The sequence below is a fragment of the Ruegeria sp. BHSA162 genome, assembly GCF_059613385.1.
The window spans coordinates 1-21,829 of record NZ_JBXWSK010000022.1 but is presented as its reverse complement, the minus strand read 5'-3'; the positions used below and the strand labels follow the sequence as shown (position 1 = coordinate 21,829).

At 61.6% G+C, this 21,829-nt stretch carries 18 protein-coding genes; 14 read left to right on the top strand and 4 right to left on the bottom strand.

Annotated features, from left to right (window positions below):
- Nucleotides 1-35 precede the first annotated feature (35 nt).
- Nucleotides 36-716: a response regulator transcription factor gene (locus AC2FM5_RS08785; protein ID WP_496735079.1), complete on the top strand. Its 681-nt coding sequence runs from the start codon at nt 36-38 to the stop codon at nt 714-716.
- Nucleotides 709-2,079 (top strand): sensor histidine kinase, encoded by a 1,371-nt coding sequence (locus tag AC2FM5_RS08780; protein WP_170338977.1) that lies wholly within the window; start codon nt 709-711, stop codon nt 2,077-2,079. The genes AC2FM5_RS08785 and AC2FM5_RS08780 overlap by 8 nt, the downstream gene beginning before the upstream one ends.
- Nucleotides 2,080-2,103: 24 nt before the next feature.
- On the opposite strand, the gene AC2FM5_RS08775 is transcribed toward AC2FM5_RS08780, so the two are convergent.
- Nucleotides 2,104-3,282 carry a cytochrome P450 gene (locus tag AC2FM5_RS08775; protein WP_170442861.1) on the bottom strand — a complete coding sequence of 393 codons (1,179 nt, stop codon included), beginning with the start codon at nt 3,280-3,282 and terminating at the stop codon, nt 2,104-2,106.
- Between the two features lie 142 nt (nt 3,283-3,424).
- On the opposite strand from AC2FM5_RS08775, the gene AC2FM5_RS08770 reads away from it, so the two are divergent.
- The gene (locus AC2FM5_RS08770; protein WP_496735077.1) at nt 3,425-3,772 is read left to right on the top strand and encodes a TfoX/Sxy family protein; all 348 of its coding nucleotides are present in this window, start codon (nt 3,425-3,427) and stop codon (nt 3,770-3,772) included.
- A gap of 62 nt (nt 3,773-3,834) precedes the next feature.
- Here AC2FM5_RS08770 and ndk read toward each other — a convergent pair whose 3' ends face one another.
- Complete coding sequence (ndk, locus tag AC2FM5_RS08765; protein ID WP_027237357.1) at nt 3,835-4,257, bottom strand: nucleoside-diphosphate kinase; 423 nt, start codon at nt 4,255-4,257, stop codon at nt 3,835-3,837.
- Nucleotides 4,258-4,376: 119 nt separating this feature from the next.
- On the bottom strand, nt 4,377-5,579 hold the full coding sequence (locus AC2FM5_RS08760) for a multidrug effflux MFS transporter (protein WP_496735072.1): 1,203 nt from the start codon (nt 5,577-5,579) through the stop codon (nt 4,377-4,379).
- 106 nt (nt 5,580-5,685) lie between these two features.
- On the opposite strand from AC2FM5_RS08760, the gene AC2FM5_RS08755 reads away from it, so the two are divergent.
- From AC2FM5_RS08755 to AC2FM5_RS08710, 10 genes are all read left to right on the top strand, one after another.
- A complete protein-coding gene (locus tag AC2FM5_RS08755; RefSeq protein ID WP_170461937.1) occupies nt 5,686-7,539 on the top strand; it encodes an ABC-F family ATP-binding cassette domain-containing protein in 1,854 nt (617 codons plus the stop codon).
- The gene (locus AC2FM5_RS08750) at nt 7,536-8,156 is read left to right on the top strand and encodes a MarC family protein (protein ID WP_093961850.1); all 621 of its coding nucleotides are present in this window, start codon (nt 7,536-7,538) and stop codon (nt 8,154-8,156) included. Before AC2FM5_RS08755 ends, AC2FM5_RS08750 begins: the two co-directional genes overlap by 4 nt.
- A gap of 42 nt (nt 8,157-8,198) precedes the next feature.
- Nucleotides 8,199-8,780: a retropepsin-like aspartic protease family protein gene (locus tag AC2FM5_RS08745; protein WP_170338984.1), complete on the top strand. Its 582-nt coding sequence runs from the start codon at nt 8,199-8,201 to the stop codon at nt 8,778-8,780.
- 51 nt (nt 8,781-8,831) lie between these two features.
- Nucleotides 8,832-9,452 carry an ImuA family protein gene (locus AC2FM5_RS08740; RefSeq protein WP_170338986.1) on the top strand — a complete coding sequence of 207 codons (621 nt, stop codon included), beginning with the start codon at nt 8,832-8,834 and terminating at the stop codon, nt 9,450-9,452.
- Between the two features lie 66 nt (nt 9,453-9,518).
- Entirely contained in the window at nt 9,519-10,733 is a 1,215-nt protein-coding gene (locus AC2FM5_RS08735) for an MFS transporter (RefSeq protein WP_170339548.1), read from the top strand.
- The gene (locus AC2FM5_RS08730) at nt 10,730-11,329 is read left to right on the top strand and encodes a YceI family protein (RefSeq protein WP_496735067.1); all 600 of its coding nucleotides are present in this window, start codon (nt 10,730-10,732) and stop codon (nt 11,327-11,329) included. The genes AC2FM5_RS08735 and AC2FM5_RS08730 overlap by 4 nt, the downstream gene beginning before the upstream one ends.
- Nucleotides 11,330-11,405: 76 nt before the next feature.
- The gene (locus tag AC2FM5_RS08725) at nt 11,406-12,629 is read left to right on the top strand and encodes an MFS transporter (protein WP_170363635.1); all 1,224 of its coding nucleotides are present in this window, start codon (nt 11,406-11,408) and stop codon (nt 12,627-12,629) included.
- Nucleotides 12,630-12,698: 69 nt separating this feature from the next.
- A complete protein-coding gene (gene metG / locus AC2FM5_RS08720; RefSeq protein WP_496735065.1) occupies nt 12,699-14,417 on the top strand; it encodes a methionine--tRNA ligase in 1,719 nt (572 codons plus the stop codon).
- A 239-nt stretch (nt 14,418-14,656) separates the two neighbouring features.
- Nucleotides 14,657-15,835: an efflux RND transporter periplasmic adaptor subunit gene (locus AC2FM5_RS08715; protein ID WP_170339557.1), complete on the top strand. Its 1,179-nt coding sequence runs from the start codon at nt 14,657-14,659 to the stop codon at nt 15,833-15,835.
- 3 nt (nt 15,836-15,838) lie between these two features.
- Nucleotides 15,839-18,976, top strand: coding sequence for an efflux RND transporter permease subunit (locus AC2FM5_RS08710; protein ID WP_170357584.1), 3,138 nt, complete (start codon nt 15,839-15,841; stop codon nt 18,974-18,976).
- A 73-nt stretch (nt 18,977-19,049) separates the two neighbouring features.
- Here AC2FM5_RS08710 and glpD read toward each other — a convergent pair whose 3' ends face one another.
- Nucleotides 19,050-20,627: a glycerol-3-phosphate dehydrogenase gene (gene glpD / locus AC2FM5_RS08705; RefSeq protein ID WP_496735062.1), complete on the bottom strand. Its 1,578-nt coding sequence runs from the start codon at nt 20,625-20,627 to the stop codon at nt 19,050-19,052.
- A gap of 218 nt (nt 20,628-20,845) precedes the next feature.
- Between glpD and AC2FM5_RS08700 the strand changes: the two genes are divergently transcribed.
- Complete coding sequence (locus tag AC2FM5_RS08700; RefSeq protein ID WP_170437266.1) at nt 20,846-21,607, top strand: DeoR/GlpR family DNA-binding transcription regulator; 762 nt, start codon at nt 20,846-20,848, stop codon at nt 21,605-21,607.
- Nucleotides 21,608-21,829 lie beyond the last annotated feature (222 nt).

The following is a 21,829-nucleotide window of genomic DNA, read 5'->3' as shown; positions in this document are numbered from 1 at the left end:
ACGTGATTATATCCTGAGTGAAAGGAAATCCGACCATGAGCAGACGTCTGTTGATCGTTGAGGATGATGAAGACACGCGGGACTTCATCGCCAAGGGATTTGGCGAGGAAGGTTATGTCGTCGAATGCGCCGAGGACGGCCGCGAAGGTTTGTACCACGCGACCGACGGTGGATTTGACGCGGTCGTTCTGGACAGGATGCTGCCCGGGCTGGATGGTCTGGCCCTGATCAAGTCGATGCGCGCCGCCGGGGTCAAGACGCCGGTTCTGATGCTGACAGCCATGAGCGCCGTGGACGAGCGGGTGAAAGGGCTGCATGCAGGTGCCGACGACTATCTGGTCAAGCCCTTCTCATTTCAGGAACTTCATGCCCGGATCGAAGCCCTGTTGCGCCGACCTCAGGAATCCGAGGAAACCCCGACCCTCAAATGCCGCGACCTTGAAATGGATCTGCTGACCCGAAAGGTCATACGCAACGGTCGCGAGATCACTCTGACGCCCAGAGAGTTCCAGATTCTGGAATTCTTCCTTCGGCGGAAAAACCGGGTGGTGTCGAGGACGATGCTTCTCGAAGGTGTCTGGGACTATCATTTCGACCCGAACACAAACGTCGTCGACGTTCACATCTCCAAACTGCGTCGGCAATTGGATGAAGGTGGTAAACCACCACTGATCGAAACCGTGCGCGGGGCCGGTTACATGGTTTCTGATGGTTAAGTCGCCCTTGTCGTTCAAGGACTCCAGGACACGGTTGGTGCTGGCCAGCATGGTGCTCAGCACATTGCTGACCGCGGCCGTATTGTTGCTGGTCTATATCACCGCCAACCGCACGATCGAAGGCGAAACCCGATCTGTCGTATCCGCCGAACTGACCGGGCTGGCGGACGAGTACGAACGCCTGGGGCTAGTCGGCCTGATGGTGGCCATCGAACGCCGGCTTCCGACCGCGTCCGAGCGTGATGCGCTTTATCTGTTGGCTGACCGCTCGGGAAAAACCTTGGCCGGCAACCTCAAGCGATGGCCCGAAGGCATCGCCGCTGGCAGTGGGTGGGTGGATCTGGAACTGCGCAGAACCGAGACGGATCAGCTGGTCCCGATCTCCGCTGCATCGATCTTGCTGCCCGGCGGCGAACGGCTGTTGGTGGGCCGCGACGCCCTCGCCCGTCAGCAGTTCGACCGGGTGCTGTTTCATTCGGTGGCGCTGGCCCTGGGCGCGGCCCTTGCGCTGAGCATTCTGACCGGTTGGCTTTTGACCCGTCTGGTGTTTTCGCGGCTGAAGGATATCGCCGACACCGCAGAAACCATCGTGTCCGGCGACCTGTCCCAACGAATGCCACAGCGTGGCACCGGCGACGAGTTCGACCAGATGGCAGGCACATTGAACAACATGCTGGACCGGATCGAAGAGTTGGTCAGCAACTTGCGCACCACGTCAAATTCGATCGCGCATGATCTGCGGTCACCTCTGTCCCGGTTGAAGCAGCGGGTGGTCGCCTTGGCCGAGCCAGGCAAAAGCGACCTGGATCGTGAGGTCGACATCGCCCGGGCAACGGCCGAAATCGATCACGTGTTGCGGGTTCTCGGACAGCTGACCGAGATCTCACGCGCCGAGGCGGGGTTGGGGCGGGAGCAGTTTGAACCTGTGGACCTTGAGCGCTTGGTCAACGATGCCGTGGAGTTGTACGAACCGGTCGCGGCCGACAAGGATGTGCGCCTCGAGGTCACGGGTCGGGCGGCTCCGATCATGGGGCACCGCCCTTTGCTGTCGCAGGCCCTGTCGAACCTTCTGGAAAACGCCATGCGCTATGCCCCTCAAGGAACTGCAATTTCCATCGAACTGCGCGAAGACGGCCCGTTTGCCCTGCTGAGTGTCCGCGACCGCGGCCCGGGCGTGCCGGCCGAGATGCTGTCGCAGCTTCAACTGCCCTTCGTCACGCTCGATCCCGCGCGATCGGACCGAAACTCAGGCCTCGGACTGGCTTTGGTGGCGGCCATCACCCGCATGCATGGCGGGGGCTTCAGTGCCCAGAATGCGGATCCCGGGCTGAAGGCAGTTCTGAAGCTGGCGCAAAAACCCTAGGTTAACGCCCCACGTTTTTGCCGATCAAAGGTTCGCAGGCAAGGAAGCGTATCCGCGGAACCGCATACGCCCACCTCTGACACGTTCATCGGACAGTTGGAAATCTGGGAACCGTGTCACGAACCGCGACAGGGCGACCCGCCCTTCAAGGCGCGCAAGTGTAAGACCTGCGCAAACGTGCGGCCCACCGGCAAAGGCAAGGTGACGGTTCGGTTTGCGCGAAATGTCGAACCGGCCCGGGTCTGGGAACACAACCGGGTCCCTGTTTGCAGCGGCGATACACAGATGAAGGTTGGTGCCCTTGGCAATCGAACGCCCGTCAATCACGACGTCAGCCGTCGTTTCCCGGTTGCCGAACTGGTTGGGTGAACGGAACCGCAAAACCTCTTCGACCGCCGTATTGATCAGGCTTGGATCATCCATAAGCCGCTGACGCTGCTCCGGGTGGCCATGCAGCAGGGCCAACCCGTTTCCGATCAGGTTCGTCGTGGTTTCATGACCCGCATTCAGAATGAAGATGCAATTCTGAAGCAACTCGATTTCACTCAACTTTTCGTCGGCCCCTTCACCGCGGATCAACCGCGTCAGGACGTCGGTTTCGGGGTCGCCGGGCGCGGCCCTGCGCCGTGCCACCAGATCGGCCAGATACTCCTTGAAGTCCCGAACGGCCGCATGGCCGTCCTCGAGTTGCTTGGCGCTCAGTGCCGGTTCGAGCGCCCCAAGAATGGCCAGGGACCAGTCGCGCAGCGGTTCGCGCTCGTCCACCGGTACGTCCAGAAGGTTTCCGATGATCTGGATCGGGATTGTGGCGGCATAGTCTTCGATCAGATCCACTTGCCGCTTGTCTTCCAGGCGATCCAGCAAACGATCGACGGTCTGGATCAAACCGGGCTCCATCCGGGCGATGGCGCGCGGGGTCAGGGCCGAAGTCATGATTTTGCGAACCCGCGTGTGCAATGGCGGATCCGAGAACACCAGCGAGGTGGTGTGATGCTCGAACAATGGTGATCCCGGACCAAATTTTGGTCCGAACACGGCCTTTTTGTCGGACGAGTACAGGGTCGTGTCCCGATAGATCCGGTCCAGATCAGCGTGCCGCGACAATAGAACCGAGCCATCGGGCTGCGCCAGAACCGGCGCCGAAGACAGCAGCGCATCATAAAACGGGAAGGGATTGTCGATGAAGCCCTCGGGCGGGTTCATCAGGTCCAGATTGCTGATGTCGCTTGTCAATTCCTTCCCCCTCCTGCACGGACCCGTCGCTCAATGCCTAGCGCAACAGAATTCGTCGCACAACGTTCCGGCGGGCAGTGACAGCACGCCCTGGCAAAGCTAAGAAAGAAACATGCCCGAACCTGTGTCTTCCATCCGCAATCTTGGACCTGCTTTCGAGCAGGCCTGTGCCCGTGCGGGCATCCACTCGGCCGAAGAGCTAAGCGAACTTGGTGCCGATGCGGCTTATGCCCGGCTGATACAGGCCGGAACCCGGCCTCATTTCATCGGCTATTACGTGTTGGTCATGGGCTTGCAGGGCCGCCCCTGGAACGATTGCAAGGGCGAAGAAAAGAAAGCCCTGCGCGCAAGGTTCGATGCTTTGAAATCGTCAACGAACCAGGCTCCGGCGTCCCGGATCGTCGCGGATCTGGATGCCATCGGTGTACGTGTCGGCCCTGACGATCTGAAATCCGTCTGACCAACAAAAAAAACCGCGCCCGAAATCGGACGCGGCAATCTCGACAGGTATCGTGGTGCGGCTTAGCCGACCAGTTCGATGCCCGAGAAGAAATATGCGATCTCAACCGCTGCGGTTTCCGGCGCGTCCGAGCCGTGAACCGAGTTCTCACCGACGGACTCGGCGAATTCGGCGCGGATGGTGCCCGGTGCCGCATCGGCGGGGTTGGTTGCACCCATGACTTCACGGTTCTTGGCAATGGCATTTTCGCCTTCCAGAACCTGAACGACAACCGGTGCCGACGACATGAACTCGCACAGTTCGTCATAGAACGGACGCTCGGCATGAACTTCGTAGAACTTGCCGGCTTGTTCCTTGGTCATGTGGATGCGCTTCTGCGCGACGATGCGCAGGCCGGCTTCCTCGAACTTGGCGTTGATCTTGCCGGTCAGGTTGCGGCGGGTTGCATCGGGCTTGATGATCGAAAAAGTGCGTTCCAGTGCCATATCGGGCCTCTCCTTGGTCTGACGGCGCGGGCTGGGCCGCGCGAAATTCATCGCGCGCCGCCTAACACGGTATTTCGCCCGTGAAAAGTGGAATGATGGCGCGATCGCGCCTTTGGGCGTCAGATTGCGTCGGGAAGCGGGTCCCGTGCATCCACCCAACGGACATACAGAACGGCCAAAAGGCCCAGAAAGCTGCTGCCTGCCATCATCGACAGCACCAGATACGGGCCGTTTTCGGGGCTGACCGCAGCTCCGGTGATCGAAGTGATGACCGCACCGAGCGCGACGATCAGAGCGCCCGACAGGCCCGCTGCGCTGCCGGCCAGTTGCGGTCGAACCGACATGACGCCCGCAGACGCGTTGGCGTTCGTCAAACCGTTTCCAAAACCAACAAAGATCGCTGATCCAAAAAACACCCAGACCGACCCCATCCCCCCTAAAAACAGCAACAGCCCGCAGAACGGCCCGACCGAGGCGATGATGCGCCCGGCCAGAATCATCGTCGTCAGCCGAGTACGCGCGGCGATCCGACCGGTCACGAAATTGCCGACCATGAAACCGCCGGTGATGATGCCGATCCCCAGGCCCAGTGTCGCGGGGCTCAGATCGAACCAGGCGGCGGCCACCAGGGGCGCTCCGGTGATGAAACTGTAGAACCCCCCGATCGAGAATGCCGCGCACAACGCGTAGCCCCAGAACCGCCGGGCACGGAACAGGTGCGGGTATTCGCGCATCTGCGCGGCAAAAGTGTCGGACCGGTTGTGGTTGGTCTCGCCCATATCCGCCCAGAGCAGCGTCAGCAGCGCCGCCCCTGCAACCGTGTAAAAGACGAACCCGGCCCGCCACCCGAACAGCATGTCCAAAGTGCCACCCAGCATCGGGCCCAGCATCGGCGCCAAAGCCATTGCCATGGCGACATACCCCAGCTTGCTTGCGGCCTCGTTGGGCGGAAACTGGTCGCGGATCGACGCGGCAGACAGCACCGAGCCCCCGACCACGGCGGCCTGCATCAGACGGAACCCCAGAAAGGTCCAGATCGACTCCGCCAGAACACAGCCAAGTGACGCCGCCACAAAGACCGCCATGCAGGTCAAAAGAACCGGCCTGCGCCCGAACCGGTCGGACATTGGCCCAAGGATCAGTTGCAGTACGGCGGACACGGCCAGATAGGCTGCGATCGACAGGTTCACCAGCGCATAATCCGCCCGAAAATCGACCGCCATGTTCGCAAGGGACGGAAGGAACATGTTCAACGACAGCACGGACAGACCGGTCGCAAGGACAAGGGTCACCAAAGAGGGTGGAGTTTGTGCGGCCCGCATCTCAACATCCGAATTTCGTTCATCTGCAAAAGCGCTAGCACAGCGCATGTGGTTTGCACATGGCTTGCGTCTGGCGGTGCCAGTATCGCTCTGCTAAGAGCGGCCCATGCTACGGATCGAGAACATCACCTATTCGGTCGAAGGCCGCCCTCTGTTCGAGGGCGCCAGCGCCACCATTCCCGAAGGCCACAAGGTGGGTCTGGTCGGCCGCAACGGTACCGGCAAGACCACTCTGTTCCGCCTGATCCGGGGCGAGCTGGCACTGGAATCGGGCAGCATCACCCTGCCCCGACGCGCGCGGATCGGCGGTGTGTCACAAGAGGTGCCCTCGTCAAACGTGTCGCTGATCGACACGGTCCTGGCCGCCGACACCGAGCGCAGCGCCCTGATGGCCGAGGCGCAGCAGGCCACAGACCCCGACCGGATTGCCGAGATTCAGACCCGGCTGGCCGATATCGACGCCTGGTCGGCCGAAGCCCGAGCGGCTACGATCCTCAAGGGGCTGGGCTTTGACGATGCCGATCAGCAGCGGCCCTGCTCCGATTTCTCGGGCGGCTGGCGGATGCGGGTCGCTCTGGCGGCGGTTCTTTTCTCGCAGCCCGACCTGCTGCTTCTGGACGAACCGACCAACTATCTGGACCTTGAAGGCGCGCTGTGGCTGGAAAGCTATCTGGCGAAATATCCGCATACGGTCATCGTCATCAGCCACGACCGGGGCCTGCTGAACCGGGCGGTCGGCTCGATCCTGCATCTGGAAGACCGCCAGCTGACCTATTACGCGGTGCCCTACGACAAGTTCGCCGAACGCCGCGCCGAACGTCTGGCTCAGGCCGAGGCCGAAAACGCCAAGGCCAAGGCCCGCATCGCCCATCTGCAAAGCTTCGTTGACCGGTTCCGCTACAAGGCGTCCAAGGCCGTTCAGGCACAATCGCGGCTGAAGATGATCGAACGCATCCAGTTGATCTCGACCCCGCAGGAGGCCGCCTTGCGCGCCTTCTCGTTCCCCGAGCCCGAGGAACTGTCGCCCCCGATCATTCAGATTGAGGGCGGCGTCACCGGCTATGGCGACACCGAGGTGCTGCGCCGGCTGAACCTGCGCATTGATCAGGACGACCGGATCGCGCTGTTGGGGAAGAACGGTCAGGGAAAATCGACACTTTCCAAGCTGCTGTCGGACCGGTTGCCCCTGATGGCTGGCAAGATGACCCGCAGCAGCAAGCTGCGCATCGGGTATTTCGCCCAGCATCAAGTGGACGAGCTGTATGTGGACGAAACACCGCTGGATCACCTGCGGCGCCTGCGCCCGACCGAGACCCCGGCCCAGCTGCGCGCGCGTCTGGCCGGTTTCGGGTTGGGCGCGGATCAGGCCGAAACCGAGGTGGGCCGGCTTTCAGGCGGCCAGAAAGCGCGCCTGTCGCTGCTGATCGCGACGATCGACGCGCCGCACATGCTGATCCTCGACGAGCCGACCAATCATCTGGACATCGAAAGCCGCGAGGCCCTGGTCGAGGCGCTGACTGCCTATTCCGGTGCTGTGGTTCTGGTCAGCCACGACATGCACCTGCTGGGGCTGGTGGCCGATCGGCTGTGGTTGGTCTCGGACGGCACGGTCAAAACCTTTGACGGCGACCTGGAAGCCTATCGCCAGATGCTGCTGGCGCGCGACAAACCACCGGCCCGGGAAAAACCGGCCGCCAAACCCAAACGCGCCTCTCGCGATACCATTCTCGCGCTACGGGCCGACCTGCGGAAATGCGAGGAACGGCTGGAGAAATTGACGGACATGCACGAAAAGCTCTCGGCCAAATTGTCCGACCCGGCCTTGTACGAAGATGACCGGATCGCTGATCTGGAAACCTGGAACCGAAAATTCGCCGAGGTGGTCGAGGCCATGTCCCGCGCCGAGGCGCTGTGGGTCGCCGCCGCCGAGCGGCTGGAAAGCGCAGAGGCCGCCGCATGATCGAAATGGCATTCTTCATAACCGCGTTCACAACCCTGTTCGTTGTGATCGATCCCTTTGGCACCGCACCGATCTTCGTCGCGCTGACACAAGGAATGGACCCGGCCACCCGTCGCCGCGTCGCCTACCGCACGTGCCTGACCGCTTCGGGCATCCTTATCGCCTTCGCCGCTTTCGGAGAGGCGGTTCTCGGCTTTGTCGGCATCTCGATGGAGGCTTTCAAGGTCGCTGGCGGCGCATTGCTGTTTCTGACCGCGCTCGACATGCTGTTCGAGCGGCGCAACAAGCGGCGCGAGGACCGAGCGGAAGAAGAAGAGCACCCTGACCCCTCGGTCTTTCCGCTGGCCATTCCGCTGGTGGCCGGGCCCGGATCGATCGCAACGATCATCCTTCTGGCCGGTGAGCACCCCGGCATTCAGGGCATCGCTGCCGCTGTCGGCGTGATGCTTGCCGTGATGGCGGTTGTATTGCTGTTCTTCTTGTCCAGCGGCCTGATCGCGCGCATTCTGGGCAAGACCGGCCTGACCGTGCTGACCCGCCTTCTGGGCATGTTGCTGGCCGCGCTGTCGGTTCAGTTCATTCTTGACGGGCTCAAGGCCTTTGGGTTCGCGTCCTGAAACCCCATATTGACCTTATGAAAGAAGGTTTCGGGCGCCCGCATGGATGGTAACGATTTTGGACGGTTGGCCTATCTGGTTCTGCTGGGAGCCGCACTGCTGATGTGGTTCTTCACTCACAATCGGCAGTCGTTGGGGAAGACCCTGCAGATGGCTATGGCCTGGGTCTTCATCTTCATCGGGATCATTGCCGTTGTCGGCCTTTGGGGCGACATCCGCTCGACCGTTGGCGTATCTCCGCAGATGTCCGTGACCGGAGATGTGATCGAAGTACCCCGCTCGTTCGACGGGCACTACTACTTGCCGATGCTGGTGAATGGCAAACCGGTGACATTCCTGGTGGATACCGGGGCCAGCCAGATCGTGCTGAGCCCGCAGGACGCGGAGCGCGTCGGATTCGATACCGGTCAGCTGACCTTTCACGGGCGTGCCTCGACCGCAAATGGGGTGGTCCAGACTGCGCCTGTGCGCCTCGACAGCCTGGCGTTGGGGCCCATCACGGACCGAAATGTTGCGGCATGGATCAACGGAGGAGATCTGGACCAGTCCCTGCTGGGCATGGATTACCTGCACCGTTTTTCCAACATCCAGTTTTCTGACGGCCGGATGATCCTGTCGCGCTGAATGGCGGCTTTCGGGATTGAGAACAAAGTGCGAACATGCTAGCATTCGGCCATGTCCACGCATCTTCTTGGCCGCAAACCGGCGCGCGCGGCGCCGGGGCTGACCCTGCATGATGAGATTTCGCTGCAACTGGCCCGCGTGCACGAGGCCTGCGGCCCCGCGCGGCGCAGCTTTGCCATGTGGCTGGCCGGTCAGGCGCAGGGGCCGGTTCTGTGGATCTCGCCCGCGTGGGAGGCCGATCAGCTGAACCCCGACGGCATGATGCCCTTTGCCGATCCCGCCCGTTTCCTGTTCGTCCGCCCCACCCGGGCCGAGGACCTGCTGTGGTGCATCGAAGAGGCGCTGCGCAGCGGGGCGGTGCCGCTGGTGGTCGGCGATCTGCCGGGGGCACCGGGTCTGACGCCGGTGCGCCGGATGCATCTGGCCGCCGAACAGGGGGGCACGATGGGTCAGGCCCCGCTGGGGCTGCTGCTGACCCCGGGCGACGGCGGCGCGCAGGGCATCGAGACGCGCTGGCACATGGCCCCGGCGCACACGGGCCAGACCCGCCGCTGGACCCTGACCCGCCGCCGCGCCCGCGCCCTGCCCCCGGTCAGCTGGCACGCCACCCAGACCGCGCCGCGCACCGGGCTGCACCTGCAACGGATCGGCGTCGAGGAAACCTGCGCCTGACCGACCGGCCCCGGATCACGCAAGTTGTGACTGGTCAAACTGCATCCCGCCCCCTAGCGTGCCGAAATGACCCATCCGATCCACGACAGCCGCTATTCCTGGCTTCGCCTTCTGGTCACGCTGGCCATTGCGGCGGTGGCCAATGTGGGCATGTGGGCGGTGATCGTGGTGATGCCCGCGATCGAGACCCAGTTCGGCGCCAGCCGGGCCGAGGCCTCGATGCCCTACACGCTGGCCATGATCGGATTTGCGCTTGGCAACATGTGGCTGGGTCAGGTGGTGGACCGGCTGGGCGTGACCAAGGCGCTGATCGGTGCCGCAGGCCTCAGCGCGCTCAGCTATCTGCTGGCGACATGGGCGCCGACGATCACGATGCTGTCGGTGGCGCATCTGCTGCTGGGCCTGGGCACCGCCGTCGGGTTCGGCCCGCTGATCGCCGACATCTCGCACTGGTTCCTGCGCCGACGCGGGATCGCCGTGGCGCTGGTGGCCAGCGGAAACTATCTGTCCGGCGCGATCTGGCCCACGCTCCTGTCCGGTATCCTCGCCCGCGACGGGTGGCAGCAGGTCTATCTGACATTGGCGGTCATCACCCTGATCGTTGTCATCCCGCTGTCGCTGCTGCTGCGCCGGCAGGTCCCGGCCGAGGCGCATGGCACCGCCGCAGCCGCCGCGCAGATCAACGCGCGCAGCGTCGGCCTGTCGCCGCGGACCCTGCAATATGTTCTGGGCCTCGCCGGAATTGGCTGCTGCGTCGCAATGTCGATGCCGCAGGTCCACATCGTCTCGTACTGCGTGGGGCTGGGTTATGGCCCGGCGGTCGGGGCCGAGATGCTGTCGCTCATGCTGATGGGCGGTGTCGTCAGCCGGATCATCTCGGGGCTGGTGGCAGACAAGTTGGGCGGCGTTCACACGTTGCTGATCGGGTCGATCCTGCAATGCATCGCCCTGTTCCTGTTCCTGCCTTATGACGGGATGGTGTCGCTCTATGTCATCAGCCTGTTGTTCGGACTGGCGCAGGGCGGCATCGTGCCCAGCTATGCGCTGGTCGTCCGCGAATACATGCCCCCGCAAGAAGCCGGGGCACGGGTCGGTTTCGTGATGATGATGACGATCATGGGCATGGCGCTGGGTGGCTGGATGTCCGGCTGGATCTATGACGTGACCGGGCAGTATGAACTGGCCTTCGTGAACGGGATCCTGTGGAATGGGCTGAACATCGCCATTATTGCGACACTGCTGATGCGCTCGCGGCCGCGCCAGGGGCGGGTTCCGGCATGAGCCGCCTGACCCGCCGAACTCTGGTACTGGCGGGGCTGGCATCGCTGCCCTTGGTGCGGCACGCCGTGGCCGCCCCGGTTCCGTATATACTTGAAACACAAGGGACATTGATCGAATTCACATTCGGTCTGGCTGGCTCGGCCCAGACCGGCACCATGCCGATCCAGACCGCTGATGTTCTAGTGGACACGAAAAACCTGCGCAACAGCATGGTCGACGTCGTCCTGAACGTCGCCGAGGCACGCACGAAACTGCCGTTTGCACGCGGCCCGATGCTAAGCCGATCCGTGTTGGATGCCGCGCGGTTTCCATCTATCCACTTCGTCTCGACGGCCGTCAGCCTTGGCCCCGGCGGACGCATTTCCGACGGAGCGACCGTCACCGGCGATTTGACGGTGCGCGACGTGACTCGTCCGATCACTCTCGATGCCGCGCTTTATCGCCCGCCGGGTTCCGCAAAGGACGATCTGGACCGGCTGTTCATCCATTTGACCGGCGCGTTGAACCGGAACGATTTCGACGCCACCGGCTATGCGGACCTGGTCGACGAAACTGTGGGATTGAACATACGAACCGAAATTCGCAGAAAACCCTGAAACTGGCGGAAAACGACACCACAAAGTCGAATAGCCGCGCGCATCGTCATGCGCCATTCGGACATCTACTGGACCCATGCGTACCATCATCTCATTCGCCGCCCTTTTTCTTTCGGTCATTCTATTGCAGCTTTCCACGGGCGGCGTGGGTCCGCTGGACGCGATATCCGGCCTGACGCTGGGGTTTTCGACCGAACAGATCGGCCTTTTGGGCTCGGCTCACTTCTTGGGCTTTTTCGCGGGATGCTGGTGGGCGCCAAGGTTGATGGGATCCATCGGGCACTCGCGCGCCTTTGCGGTCTGCACGGCTCTGGGCGCGATGGGTCTGATTGGCCACACGCTGACCGAAAACCCCTATGCATGGGCCGCGCTGCGCATTGCCTCGGGCACCTGCGTGGCGGGTTGTTATACGGTTATCGAGGCCTGGCTGAACGCCAAAGTCACCAACGAAACCCGCGGCCGCGCCATGGGCACATATCGGTTGGCCGATATGGGAGCCTCTCTCAGCGCGCAGTTGATCATCGCCGTTCTGCCACCTGCCTCATATGTCTCTTACAACCTGCTGGCCATCCTGTGCTGTGCCTCGTTGCTGCCGCTGACCCTGACGCGCGCCAGCCAGCCCGAAACCCCGGACGCACCGCGTTTGCGGCCCAAGCTGGCCTGGCATTGCTCGCCCTTGGCGGTGGCTGGAGTGATCGTCTCGGCCATCAGCTCTGCTTCGTTTCGGATGGTTGGTCCCGTCTACGGACAAGAGGTTGGGCTGGGCGTCGATCAGATCGCATTCTTTCTGGCCGCCTTTGTACTGGGCGGCGCGCTGGCGCAGTATCCGGTCGGGTGGCTGGCCGACAAGTACGACCGCCGCTGGGTGCTGATCTGGATGTCGATTGCCGCCGTTGTCAGTTGCAGCATCACCATGGCCGCCAGCGGCACGGGCACCGTCGGCGTCATGCTGGCCGCCGGATTGTTCGGCATAACGACCTTTCCGATCTTCTCGATCTCTTCTGCCCATGCCAACGACTTCGCCACCACCGAGCAGCGGGTGGAACTGTCGGCGGCGCTGATGTTCTGGTATGCGCTGGGGGCTATCGCCTCGCCCTATGTTTCCTCGACGCTGATCGAGCAATTCGGCCCCGGCGCGCTATTTGCCTTCGTGGCATTGGGCCACGCAGTCCTGATCGTCTTTGGACTGGCCCGGATGCGCTCGCGCCCGACGCCCGAAGAACGCACCAACTACGTCTACGCGCCGCGCACGTCCTTCACCATCGGCCGCCTGCTGAAACGCTCGCGCGAAGGGCGATAGCATTCTGGGGCTGGGATTTCCCGATCCGGTTTGATAGAGCGCGCGCAGACAGTTAGGCGGAAACCAAACATGGCTCGGATTCTCATTACCTCGGCAATTCCCTACATCAACGGAATCAAGCACCTTGGCAACCTGATCGGCTCGCAGCTGCCGGCGGATCTGTTCGCGCGCTACCAGCGCGGCCGCGGCAACGAGGTCATGTTCCTGTGCGCCACCGACGAACACGGCACCCCGGCTGAACTGGCCGCGGCCAAGGCGGGCAAACCGGTGGCCGAATACTGCGCCGAGATGCACGAGGTGCAGGCCGACATCGCCAAGCGTTTTGGCCTGAGCTTCGATCATTTCGGCCGCTCGTCCAGCCCGCAGAACCACAAGCTGACCCAGCATTTCGCCGGCAAGCTGGCCGAGGCCGGACTGATCCGCGAAGTGACTGAAAATCAGGTCTATTCCAACGCCGACGGCCGGTTCCTGCCCGACCGCTATATCGAGGGCACCTGCCCCAACTGCGGCTACGAAAAGGCGCGCGGCGACCAGTGCGAAAACTGCACCAAGCAGCTGGATCCGACCGACCTGATCGACCCGCGCAGCGCGATTTCCGGCTCGACCGACCTTGAGGTGCGCGAGACCAAGCACCTGTATCTGCGCCAGTCGGCGATGAAGGATCAGCTGGACGCCTGGATCGACAGCAAGACCGACTGGCCGGTGCTGACCACCTCGATCGCCAAGAAATGGCTGCATGACGGCGACGGCCTGCAGGACCGCGGCATCACCCGTGACCTGGACTGGGGCATCCCGGTCAAGAAGGGCGACGAGGACTGGCCCGGCATGGAGGGCAAGGTCTTCTACGTCTGGTTCGACGCGCCGGTCGAATACATCGCCTGCGCCAAGGAATGGGCCGACGCCCACGGCAAGCCCGATACCGAGTGGGAACGCTGGTGGCGCACCGACAAGGGCGCCGACGACGTGCGTTACGTGCAGTTCATGGGCAAAGACAACGTGCCGTTCCACACCCTGTCCTTCCCGGCCACCATCCTCGGCTCGGGCGAGCCGTGGAAGCTGGTCGATTACATCAAGTCGTTCAACTACCTCAACTATGACGGCGGCCAGTTCTCGACCAGCCAGGGCCGCGGCGTCTTCATGGACCAGGCGCTGGACATCCTGCCTGCCGACTACTGGCGCTGGTGGCTGCTGAGCCACGCGCCCGAAAGCAGCGACAGCGAATTCACCTGGGAGAACTTCCAGCAATCGGTCAACAAGGACCTGGCGGACGTGTTGGGCAATTTCGTCAGCCGGATCACCAAGTTCTGCCGCTCGAAATTCGGTGAAGAGGTTCCGTCCGGTGGCGAATACGGTGAACGCGAACAGGCGCTGATCGAGGAACTGACCAAGCGCATTCGCGCCTACGAGGCGCACATGGAGGCGATGGAGGTCCGCAAATCGGCGCAGGAACTGCGTGCGATCTGGGTTGCGGGCAACGAATACCTGCAGGCCGCTGCGCCTTGGTCCACCTTCAAAGAAGACCCGGAACAGGCCGCCGCGCAGGTGCGGCTGGGCCTGAACCTGATCCGGCTTTATGCAGTACTCAGCGCGCCGTTCATCCCTGAAACTTCGGCCAGAATGCTGAGCGCGATGAACACGCTCGATACCAGCTGGCCCGAGGACGTGGAGGCCGCGCTGAACGCCCTGCCCGCCGGACACGCATTCACGGTGCCGGACGTTCTGTTCGCCAAGATCACCGACGAACAGCGCGAAGATTGGCAAACACACTTTGCCGGAGTGCGGAGCTGAATACAGCAAGGGGGCCGGCGGCCCCCTTTTTTTCAGCCAACTGACCCGACCGATCCGATGAAATCGTCGGACGAAATTGGTTCGACGGCCGAGACATCCCCGGACAGGGTTCGAGCGTTTAAAATTCAAATACTTGAGAATTTTCAACAATGCCTCCATCCTGACTTGGAGTTTAGTCGACTCGGGCTTCAGGAACGGTCCGGCTCGACCCAAATCCCGGTTTGAATGAGGCACTCGCAATGACCGTTGAAAAGACGCTTACCCACACGACCAGCAATCGAACGCTCTCGCGTCTCGGCCTTTGCGCGACACTGCTGGCATGCCTTGCGTTTACACCGGTCGCATTTGCCCAGGATCAGTCGGATGCACCGCCGCCCAAGGTTTCGATTGCGGCCGCATATACACAGGAAATCACCGAGGAGGCTGTTTTTATCGGGCGGGCCGAAGCCACGGACAACGTGGACATCATCGCACGAGTCAGCGGCTTCCTGGAAAGCCGGAATGTCGAAGAAGGCTCTTTGGTCAACGAGGGTGATCTGCTGTTTACCATTGAGCCCGACCTGTACCAGGCCACGCTGGACGCCCGAAAAGCGGATCTTGATCGGGCCGAAGCCAATCTGGAACTGGCCAAGGTCGACCTGGCCCGCAAGGAAGAACTGTACAGGCGCGACGCAACGCCGGAATCCGAGCGCGACATTGCCCGCGCGAACGAGCTGGTTGCCGAAGCCGAAGTCAAAGCGGCCAACGCAGCCATTCAACAGGCGCAGCTTGACCTGGACTACACGCAGATCCACGCGCCGTTTTCCGGCCGGATCGGTCGGATCAGCACCAGCGTCGGCGACGTGGTCGGCCCCAACACGGAACCGCTGGTCAACCTGATCAGCGAAGCGCCGATCTACGTGAATTTCTCGTTGAATGAAAAGCAGTTCACCTCCGTTCTTCAGACCGTTGGTGAGACCGCCTCCACCCTTGCTGAAAGCAACAAGAGCCCGGTTGTCCGGCTTACGCTGCCCAATGGTACCGAGCTGGAAGAAACCGGCAAGATCGTGTTCGTGGACAACCGGATCGACCCGTTGACCGGCGCGATCACCCTGCGCGCCGAGTTTGCAAACGACAAACGTCTGATCGTGGATGGCGCCTTTCTGAACGTTCACATCGAAGCGCTTGAACCCACGCTTGAAGTGCTGATCCCTCAAGCTGCCCTGCAGCGAGATCAACGCGGAGAGTTTGTGCTGGTCGTCAACGACAAGCAGATGGTCGAACAGCGCTACATCACGACCGGCGACACGGTCGGTTCTGCCGTGATCGTCAAGGAAGGTCTGCGCGAGGGCGAAAGCGTCATCGTGGAAGGGCTGCAAAGGGTGCGCCCGGGTGTTGCCGTTGACGCCGTTGTCGCCTCTGAACAGCCGGGAGAATAACTGATGTTTTCCGCCCTGTTCATCAGCCGGCCCAAGCTGGCACTTGTGATCTCGCTTGTGCTGACAATCATGGGGGCGATCGGCTACATGGTCCTGCCGGTTGCCCAATTCCCGGACATTACCCCGCCGGTGGTCAGCGTCACGACGACGTACACTGGCGCTAACGCCGAAACCGTTGAAAACACGGTTGCCGCGCCGATCGAAGCGCAGGTCAACGGCGTGGATGACATGATCTACATGACGTCCACATCCTCGGACAACGGCTCGTATTCGCTGAACATCACGTTCGAGGTGGGCACCGACCCCGACATCGCATCGGTCAATGTGCAGAACCGTGTGGCGCAGGCCATGTCCTCGCTGCCGACCGAAGTTACCTCGTCGGGGGTGGTGACGCAGAAAGCGTCGACCAACATGCTGTTGCTGGTCACCCTGACCTCGCCCAACGGCACCTATGACAGCGTGTTCCTGTCGAACTACGCGTCGATCAACCTCAAGGATGCGCTGGCACGGGTGCAGGGCGTGGGCAAGGCCGACGTTCTGACCAACCTGGAATACGCGATGCGGATCTGGATGGATCCCGACAAGATGGCCGCCCTTTCCATCACGCCGGGTGACGTGATCTCGGCCATTCGCGAACAGAACATCGAGGTTTCCGCTGGCTCGATCGGCGCCCCGCCGGTGCCTGAAGGCCAGACCTTTCAGTACACGATCAAGACCAAAGGCCGCCTGACATCGGCCAAGGAGTTTGGCGATATCGTCATTCGGACCGGCGACGCCGGCTCGATCGTGCGGGTCCGTGACATTGCGCGCGTCGAACTGGGGGCGGAATATTATGCCGCATCAGGCTATTTTCAGGCCGTTCCGGCGACGGTAATCGGCATCTACCAAGCGCCGGGCGCCAACGCGCTTGCCGTGTCCGACCGCGTCGAAGCCGAACTGGAGCGTCTTTCACGGTCCTTCCCGACCGATGTGGAGTATGCGGTTCCGTTCAATACTACGGACTTCGTCGAACAGTCGCTGAACGACGTGGTGTCGACGCTGATCCTGACCTTCATTCTGGTGATCTCGGTCGTGTTCATCTTCTTGGGCAGTTGGCGGGCGACCATCATTCCGGCCGTGGCGATTCCGGTCTCATTGATCGGGACATTTGCGTTCCTGCTGCTGTTCGGGATGTCGCTGAACACAATCTCGCTTTTTGCACTCGTGCTGGCCATCGGGATCGTGGTTGACGACGCGATTGTGGTCGTCGAGAACGTGGAACGGATCATCGCCGAGGAAGGCCTGCCGCCGGCTGAGGCGACCCGCAAGGCCATGGGGCAGATTACTGGCCCCGTCATTGCGACAACTCTGGTTCTGCTGGCCGTCTTCGTCCCCGTGACCTTCATGCCCGGTATCTCGGGGCGGCTGTATTCACAGTTCGCGGTTACGATCTCGACCGCCGTCGTCATCTCGTCCATCAATGCGCTGACCTTGTCGCCAGCGCTGTGCGGTTTGGTCCTTCAGGCGCGTTCAGGCCCGCCCAAGGGTCTGCTGGCGGTGTTCGAGAAATTCATCGGGACGATGCGCGCAGGTTATGTGTCCATCGTGCGCAAGCTGCTGATCGTCCCCGTGGTCTCGCTCGGGATCATCGCGGGCTTTGCCTTTGGCGGCGTGACTATCATGTCGAACACCTCCAGCGGGTTCCTGCCGCTTGAAGACAACGGCTATCTTTTCGTGGACATCCAATTGCCCGACGCGGCCACACTGGAGAGAACCGAGGCGGTATCCAAACGCGTGGATGACCAGATCCGCGAGATCCCGGGCGTGGCGAATACCGTTCTGATCAACGGTTTCTCACTGCTGAACGGAACCATCACCAACGGTGCGGCAGTGTTCGTCAACCTCGACAACTGGGACGAACGGCAAGACGAGGATCTGACGGCGGACGCCATCCTGCAGAAGGTACTGGCCATCGCCAACGGCGAATCCGCCGCCTCGATCGTCGCATTCAACCCGCCGCCGATCCAAGGTCTTGGCATGTCGGCGGGCGTCGAAATGGAGGTTCAGCAAACCGGAGGCGGCTCGCCGCAGGATCTGGCCTCGGCCGTGGGATCCTTTGTCTACGCGGCCAACCAGCGGCCTGAAATCGGCCAAGCCTACACGACTTTCCGGGCCAACGTCCCGCAGCTGTTCGTGGATCTGGATCGGGAAAAGGCAAAAACTCTGAACGTATCGGTCGCCGAAATCTTCCAGACCATGCAGGCTCAGCTTGGCTCGTACTATGTGAACGACTTCAATCTGTTCGGCCGCGTCTATCGCGTGATGATCCAAGCCGAAGGGTCGTATCGTGACAATGTCGAGGACATCTCGAACCTGTACGTCCGCTCGAACACCGGTGAGATGGTCCCGCTGGGAACGCTCATCGACGTCGAAAACGTGCTTGGCCCGGTTCTGTTGAAACGCCACAACCTGTTCCGTTCCGCGACGGTGACGGCGGTTCCGGCAGAAGGTCTGTCGACCGGTGACGCAATCACCGTGATGACAGAAGAGTCGGCGACCGCCCTGCCCCCGGGATATGCCTTTGAATGGACCGGAACCGCCCAACAACAGCTGGCATCCGGCGGGCTGGTCGTGGTGATCCTGGGGCTGGCGATCCTATTCGGGTATTTGTTCCTGGTCGGACAATACGAAAGCTGGACGATGCCGGTCTCGATCCTGCTGTCGGTGATCGTGGCCCTGTTCGGCGCGGTTGCGGCGGTGGCGATCGTGGGCAGTGACATCAACCTGTACACGCAGATCGGGATGATCATGCTGGTGGGGCTTGCGTCAAAGAACGGTATCCTGATCGTGGAATTCGCGATGGAGCAGCGAGCCAAGGGGCTGTCTGTCAAGGACGCTGCCGCCGAGGCCGCGCATCAGCGTTTCCGGGCTGTCATGATGACCGCGCTGTCCTTCCTGCTGGGCGTTGTGCCCCTGCTGGCAGCCAGCGGTGCTGGTGCCGCCAGCCAGAAGGCGATTGGTGTGGCCGTATTTGGCGGGATGCTCGCCGCGACACTGTTCGGGGTGATCCTGGTGCCGGTCCTCTATGCGGTGATGCAGAGCATGCGAGAGTGGATCAAGGGCACGAACAAGGATCCCGATCCTTCTGAAAAGGCGGCCTGACCGACAGAAAAAAGAAACGCCCCGCGACATCCGCGGGGCGTTTTTCTTTGGTGGGTTACTGAGCGGTTTTCAGTTATTGCCGACGACGCTTCTGCATCCAGGCCTCGATCTGCTCAACCTCCTCGGGTTTCAGGCGCAGTCCCAGTTTGTTTCGACGCCAGATCACATCCTGCGCTGTACGGGCATATTCCTTGTCCATCAGCCATTCGAGCTCACGCTCGGTCAGGGTCGCGCCAAAATCGACGCCCAGATCATCGGCCTGGACCGCGTTCCCGAGGATGATGCGTGCTTCGGTGCCGTACGCATGTACCAGACGGTGCGCCCATTTGTCGGTGAGGAATCCGTAGTTGGCCTTCAATCCGGCAACCAGTGCCTCGACCCCGTCGACCGGGAAATCCCCGCCCGGCAGAGCAACTCCCGCAGTCCAAGGGCCAGAGAGGTCTGGGAAGTGCTCGGCCACCTTCTCCATCGCGCTTTCGGCAAGGCGGCGATAGGTTGTGATCTTGCCACCAAACACGTTGAGGACCGGCGCGCCGCCCTCGGCGTCCACTTTCAATGTGTAGTCCCGCGTAGCTGCCGTGGCGCTTTGGGCGCCATCATCATACAGCGGGCGCACGCCGGAGTAGGTCCAGACAATGTCGTCACGCGAGACCGGCTTCTTGAAGTATTTGGACGCGAAGGCACACAGATAATCCTGCTCGGCCTCGGTGCAGACGGGCGGCTCGGACGGATCGGGGTGGTCCTGATCAGTGGTCCCGATCAGAGTGAAGTCCTGCTCATAGGGAATGGCGAAGATGATGCGCCCGTCCTCACCTTGGAAGAAGTAACACTTGTCATGGTCGTAGAGACGCGGCGTCACAATATGGCTGCCGCGCACCAGCCGCACGCCCTCACGTGAGTTCGAACGGATCTTGGTCCGAATGATGTCTCCAACCCACGGCCCGCCCGCATTGATCAGCATCCGCGCGCGCAGTTCACGGGTTTCACCGCTTTCGCAATCCTGCACGGTGATCTGCCAAACATCTTCGCTGCGTTCGGCCGACAGAACCTTGGTGCCCACCAAGATCCGCGCGCCGCGTGCCTCTGCATCGCGTGCGTTCAAGATCACCAGCCTTGAATCCTCGACCCAGCAATCGGAATACTCATACGCGGTTTCGAACTTGTCCTGCAGCGGCGCACCCTCGGGCGTCGTGCGCAGGTTCAATGAACTTGTTCCCGGCAGGATCTTGCGGCCGCCCAGGTTGTCATACATGAACAGCCCCAAACGGATCAGCCAGGTAGGCCGCCGCCCCTTCATCCACGGCATGACCGTCCCCAACAACCGCGACGTGGGCGTTTCAGAGTCAAACCGCATGTCCGGGTGATACGGCAGAACGAACCGCATCGGCCAACTGATATGCGGCATGGCACGCAAAAGCGTTTCACGTTCGATCAGGGCCTCGCGGACCAGACGGAACTCGAAATACTCCAGATAGCGCAGCCCTCCGTGAAACAGCTTGGTCGAAGCAGACGAAGTGGCCGAGGCCAGATCGTTCATCTCGGCGAGCGTGACGCTCAACCCGCGCCCTGCGGCGTCGCGCGCGATGCCACAGCCATTGATGCCGCCACCGATGATGAAAAGATCGGTGATCTGAGTGTCCGACTGTTCCATGTCTGATGATTCCATTTGCAATAGGGTCGCGCGCATTAACGCGACCGACACTCGTTTAGTCAATTTTGATTTTCGTTTTTATTCGCTTTGTCGCATCTCGTGCAGCTTGATCTTCGTTCGCTTCTTTCTCCTTCGGAACCCAGTCAAGAAAACATCAGGCTTGCGCTAGATGCCCAAAAAGAACAAAAACGAACAGAGCCACACCCGCGGAGCCGAATATGTCCCTGTCCTTTCGCCAATCCGACATCCTGAGCCTTGCCAAGCAAAACGGACGTGTCGCGGTCGAGGATCTGGCCGAGCAGTTCAATGTCACCGTCCAGACCATTCGTCGGGACCTGTCGGAACTGTCCGATGCCGGGATGCTGGACCGCGTTCACGGCGGCGCGGTTCTGAGGTCGGGCGTTTCGAATATCGGTTACGAAGACCGCCGCGGATTGAACGACGAAGCCAAGACACGCATTGCCAAACGGTGTGCCGCCGACATACCCGACGGAGCATCGGTGTTCATGAATATCGGCACCTCGACCGAGGCCGTAGCGCGGCAACTTCTGACCCACAAGAACCTGATGGTCGTGACCAACAATATGAACGTGGCCAACATTCTGGTCGAAAACCCTGAATGCGAGATCGTGGTCGCTGGTGGTGTTCTGCGCCGCTCCGATGGAGGCCTGATCGGAAATCTGACCGTCTCGACCATTCGCCAGTTCAAGTTTGACTACGCGGTCATAGGGTGTTCTGCGTTGGATAGCGAAGGCGATCTGCTGGATTTCGATTTTCAGGAAGTGAACGTCAGCCAGACAATCATCGCGCAGGCGCGGCATACCAGCCTTGTTGCCGACCACTCGAAATTCCAGCGGTCGGCCCCGGCCCGCATCACGTCATTGTCCGAAATCGATACGTTCTATACAGACGCACCCGTCACATCCGAACTGGCTGCGCGCTGCCGCGAATGGCAGACCCAATTGGTGGTGTGCCGCTAGGGTTCGCTCGCACTTAAGGCGAACGGACGATCCCAAAACTTGCCAGATGGCAGCGGGCCTGACAGTATCACCACCATTGCAATCGTTGCACGGGAGGGGAGGACCGAGCCATGATCGCGCTTTTATTTGCGTTACTTACAGCCGTTATGGCGCTGAATTACTTTGGACGGACAAAAGCCGGAAACGTGGTTTTCTTTCTCACGCTGGCGTTGAGCGTCTATT

What these genes read in the sequence shown, in the direction of transcription:
- AC2FM5_RS08785 (WP_496735079.1), top strand. Translation starts at nt 36, where the DNA reads ATGAGCAGACGTCTGTTGATCGTTGAGGATGATGAAGACACGCGGGAC.
- AC2FM5_RS08780 (WP_170338977.1), top strand. Translation starts at nt 709, where the DNA reads ATGGTTAAGTCGCCCTTGTCGTTCAAGGACTCCAGGACACGGTTGGTG.
- AC2FM5_RS08775 (WP_170442861.1), bottom strand. Translation starts at nt 3,282, where the DNA reads ATGAACCCGCCCGAGGGCTTCATCGACAATCCCTTCCCGTTTTATGAT.
- AC2FM5_RS08770 (WP_496735077.1), top strand. Translation starts at nt 3,425, where the DNA reads ATGCCCGAACCTGTGTCTTCCATCCGCAATCTTGGACCTGCTTTCGAG.
- ndk (WP_027237357.1), bottom strand. Translation starts at nt 4,257, where the DNA reads ATGGCACTGGAACGCACTTTTTCGATCATCAAGCCCGATGCAACCCGC.
- AC2FM5_RS08760 (WP_496735072.1), bottom strand. Translation starts at nt 5,579, where the DNA reads ATGCGGGCCGCACAAACTCCACCCTCTTTGGTGACCCTTGTCCTTGCG.
- AC2FM5_RS08755 (WP_170461937.1), top strand. Translation starts at nt 5,686, where the DNA reads ATGCTACGGATCGAGAACATCACCTATTCGGTCGAAGGCCGCCCTCTG.
- AC2FM5_RS08750 (WP_093961850.1), top strand. Translation starts at nt 7,536, where the DNA reads ATGATCGAAATGGCATTCTTCATAACCGCGTTCACAACCCTGTTCGTT.
- AC2FM5_RS08745 (WP_170338984.1), top strand. Translation starts at nt 8,199, where the DNA reads ATGGATGGTAACGATTTTGGACGGTTGGCCTATCTGGTTCTGCTGGGA.
- AC2FM5_RS08740 (WP_170338986.1), top strand. Translation starts at nt 8,832, where the DNA reads ATGTCCACGCATCTTCTTGGCCGCAAACCGGCGCGCGCGGCGCCGGGG.
- AC2FM5_RS08735 (WP_170339548.1), top strand. Translation starts at nt 9,519, where the DNA reads ATGACCCATCCGATCCACGACAGCCGCTATTCCTGGCTTCGCCTTCTG.
- AC2FM5_RS08730 (WP_496735067.1), top strand. Translation starts at nt 10,730, where the DNA reads ATGAGCCGCCTGACCCGCCGAACTCTGGTACTGGCGGGGCTGGCATCG.
- AC2FM5_RS08725 (WP_170363635.1), top strand. Translation starts at nt 11,406, where the DNA reads ATGCGTACCATCATCTCATTCGCCGCCCTTTTTCTTTCGGTCATTCTA.
- metG (WP_496735065.1), top strand. Translation starts at nt 12,699, where the DNA reads ATGGCTCGGATTCTCATTACCTCGGCAATTCCCTACATCAACGGAATC.
- AC2FM5_RS08715 (WP_170339557.1), top strand. Translation starts at nt 14,657, where the DNA reads ATGACCGTTGAAAAGACGCTTACCCACACGACCAGCAATCGAACGCTC.
- AC2FM5_RS08710 (WP_170357584.1), top strand. Translation starts at nt 15,839, where the DNA reads ATGTTTTCCGCCCTGTTCATCAGCCGGCCCAAGCTGGCACTTGTGATC.
- glpD (WP_496735062.1), bottom strand. Translation starts at nt 20,627, where the DNA reads ATGGAACAGTCGGACACTCAGATCACCGATCTTTTCATCATCGGTGGC.
- AC2FM5_RS08700 (WP_170437266.1), top strand. Translation starts at nt 20,846, where the DNA reads ATGTCCCTGTCCTTTCGCCAATCCGACATCCTGAGCCTTGCCAAGCAA.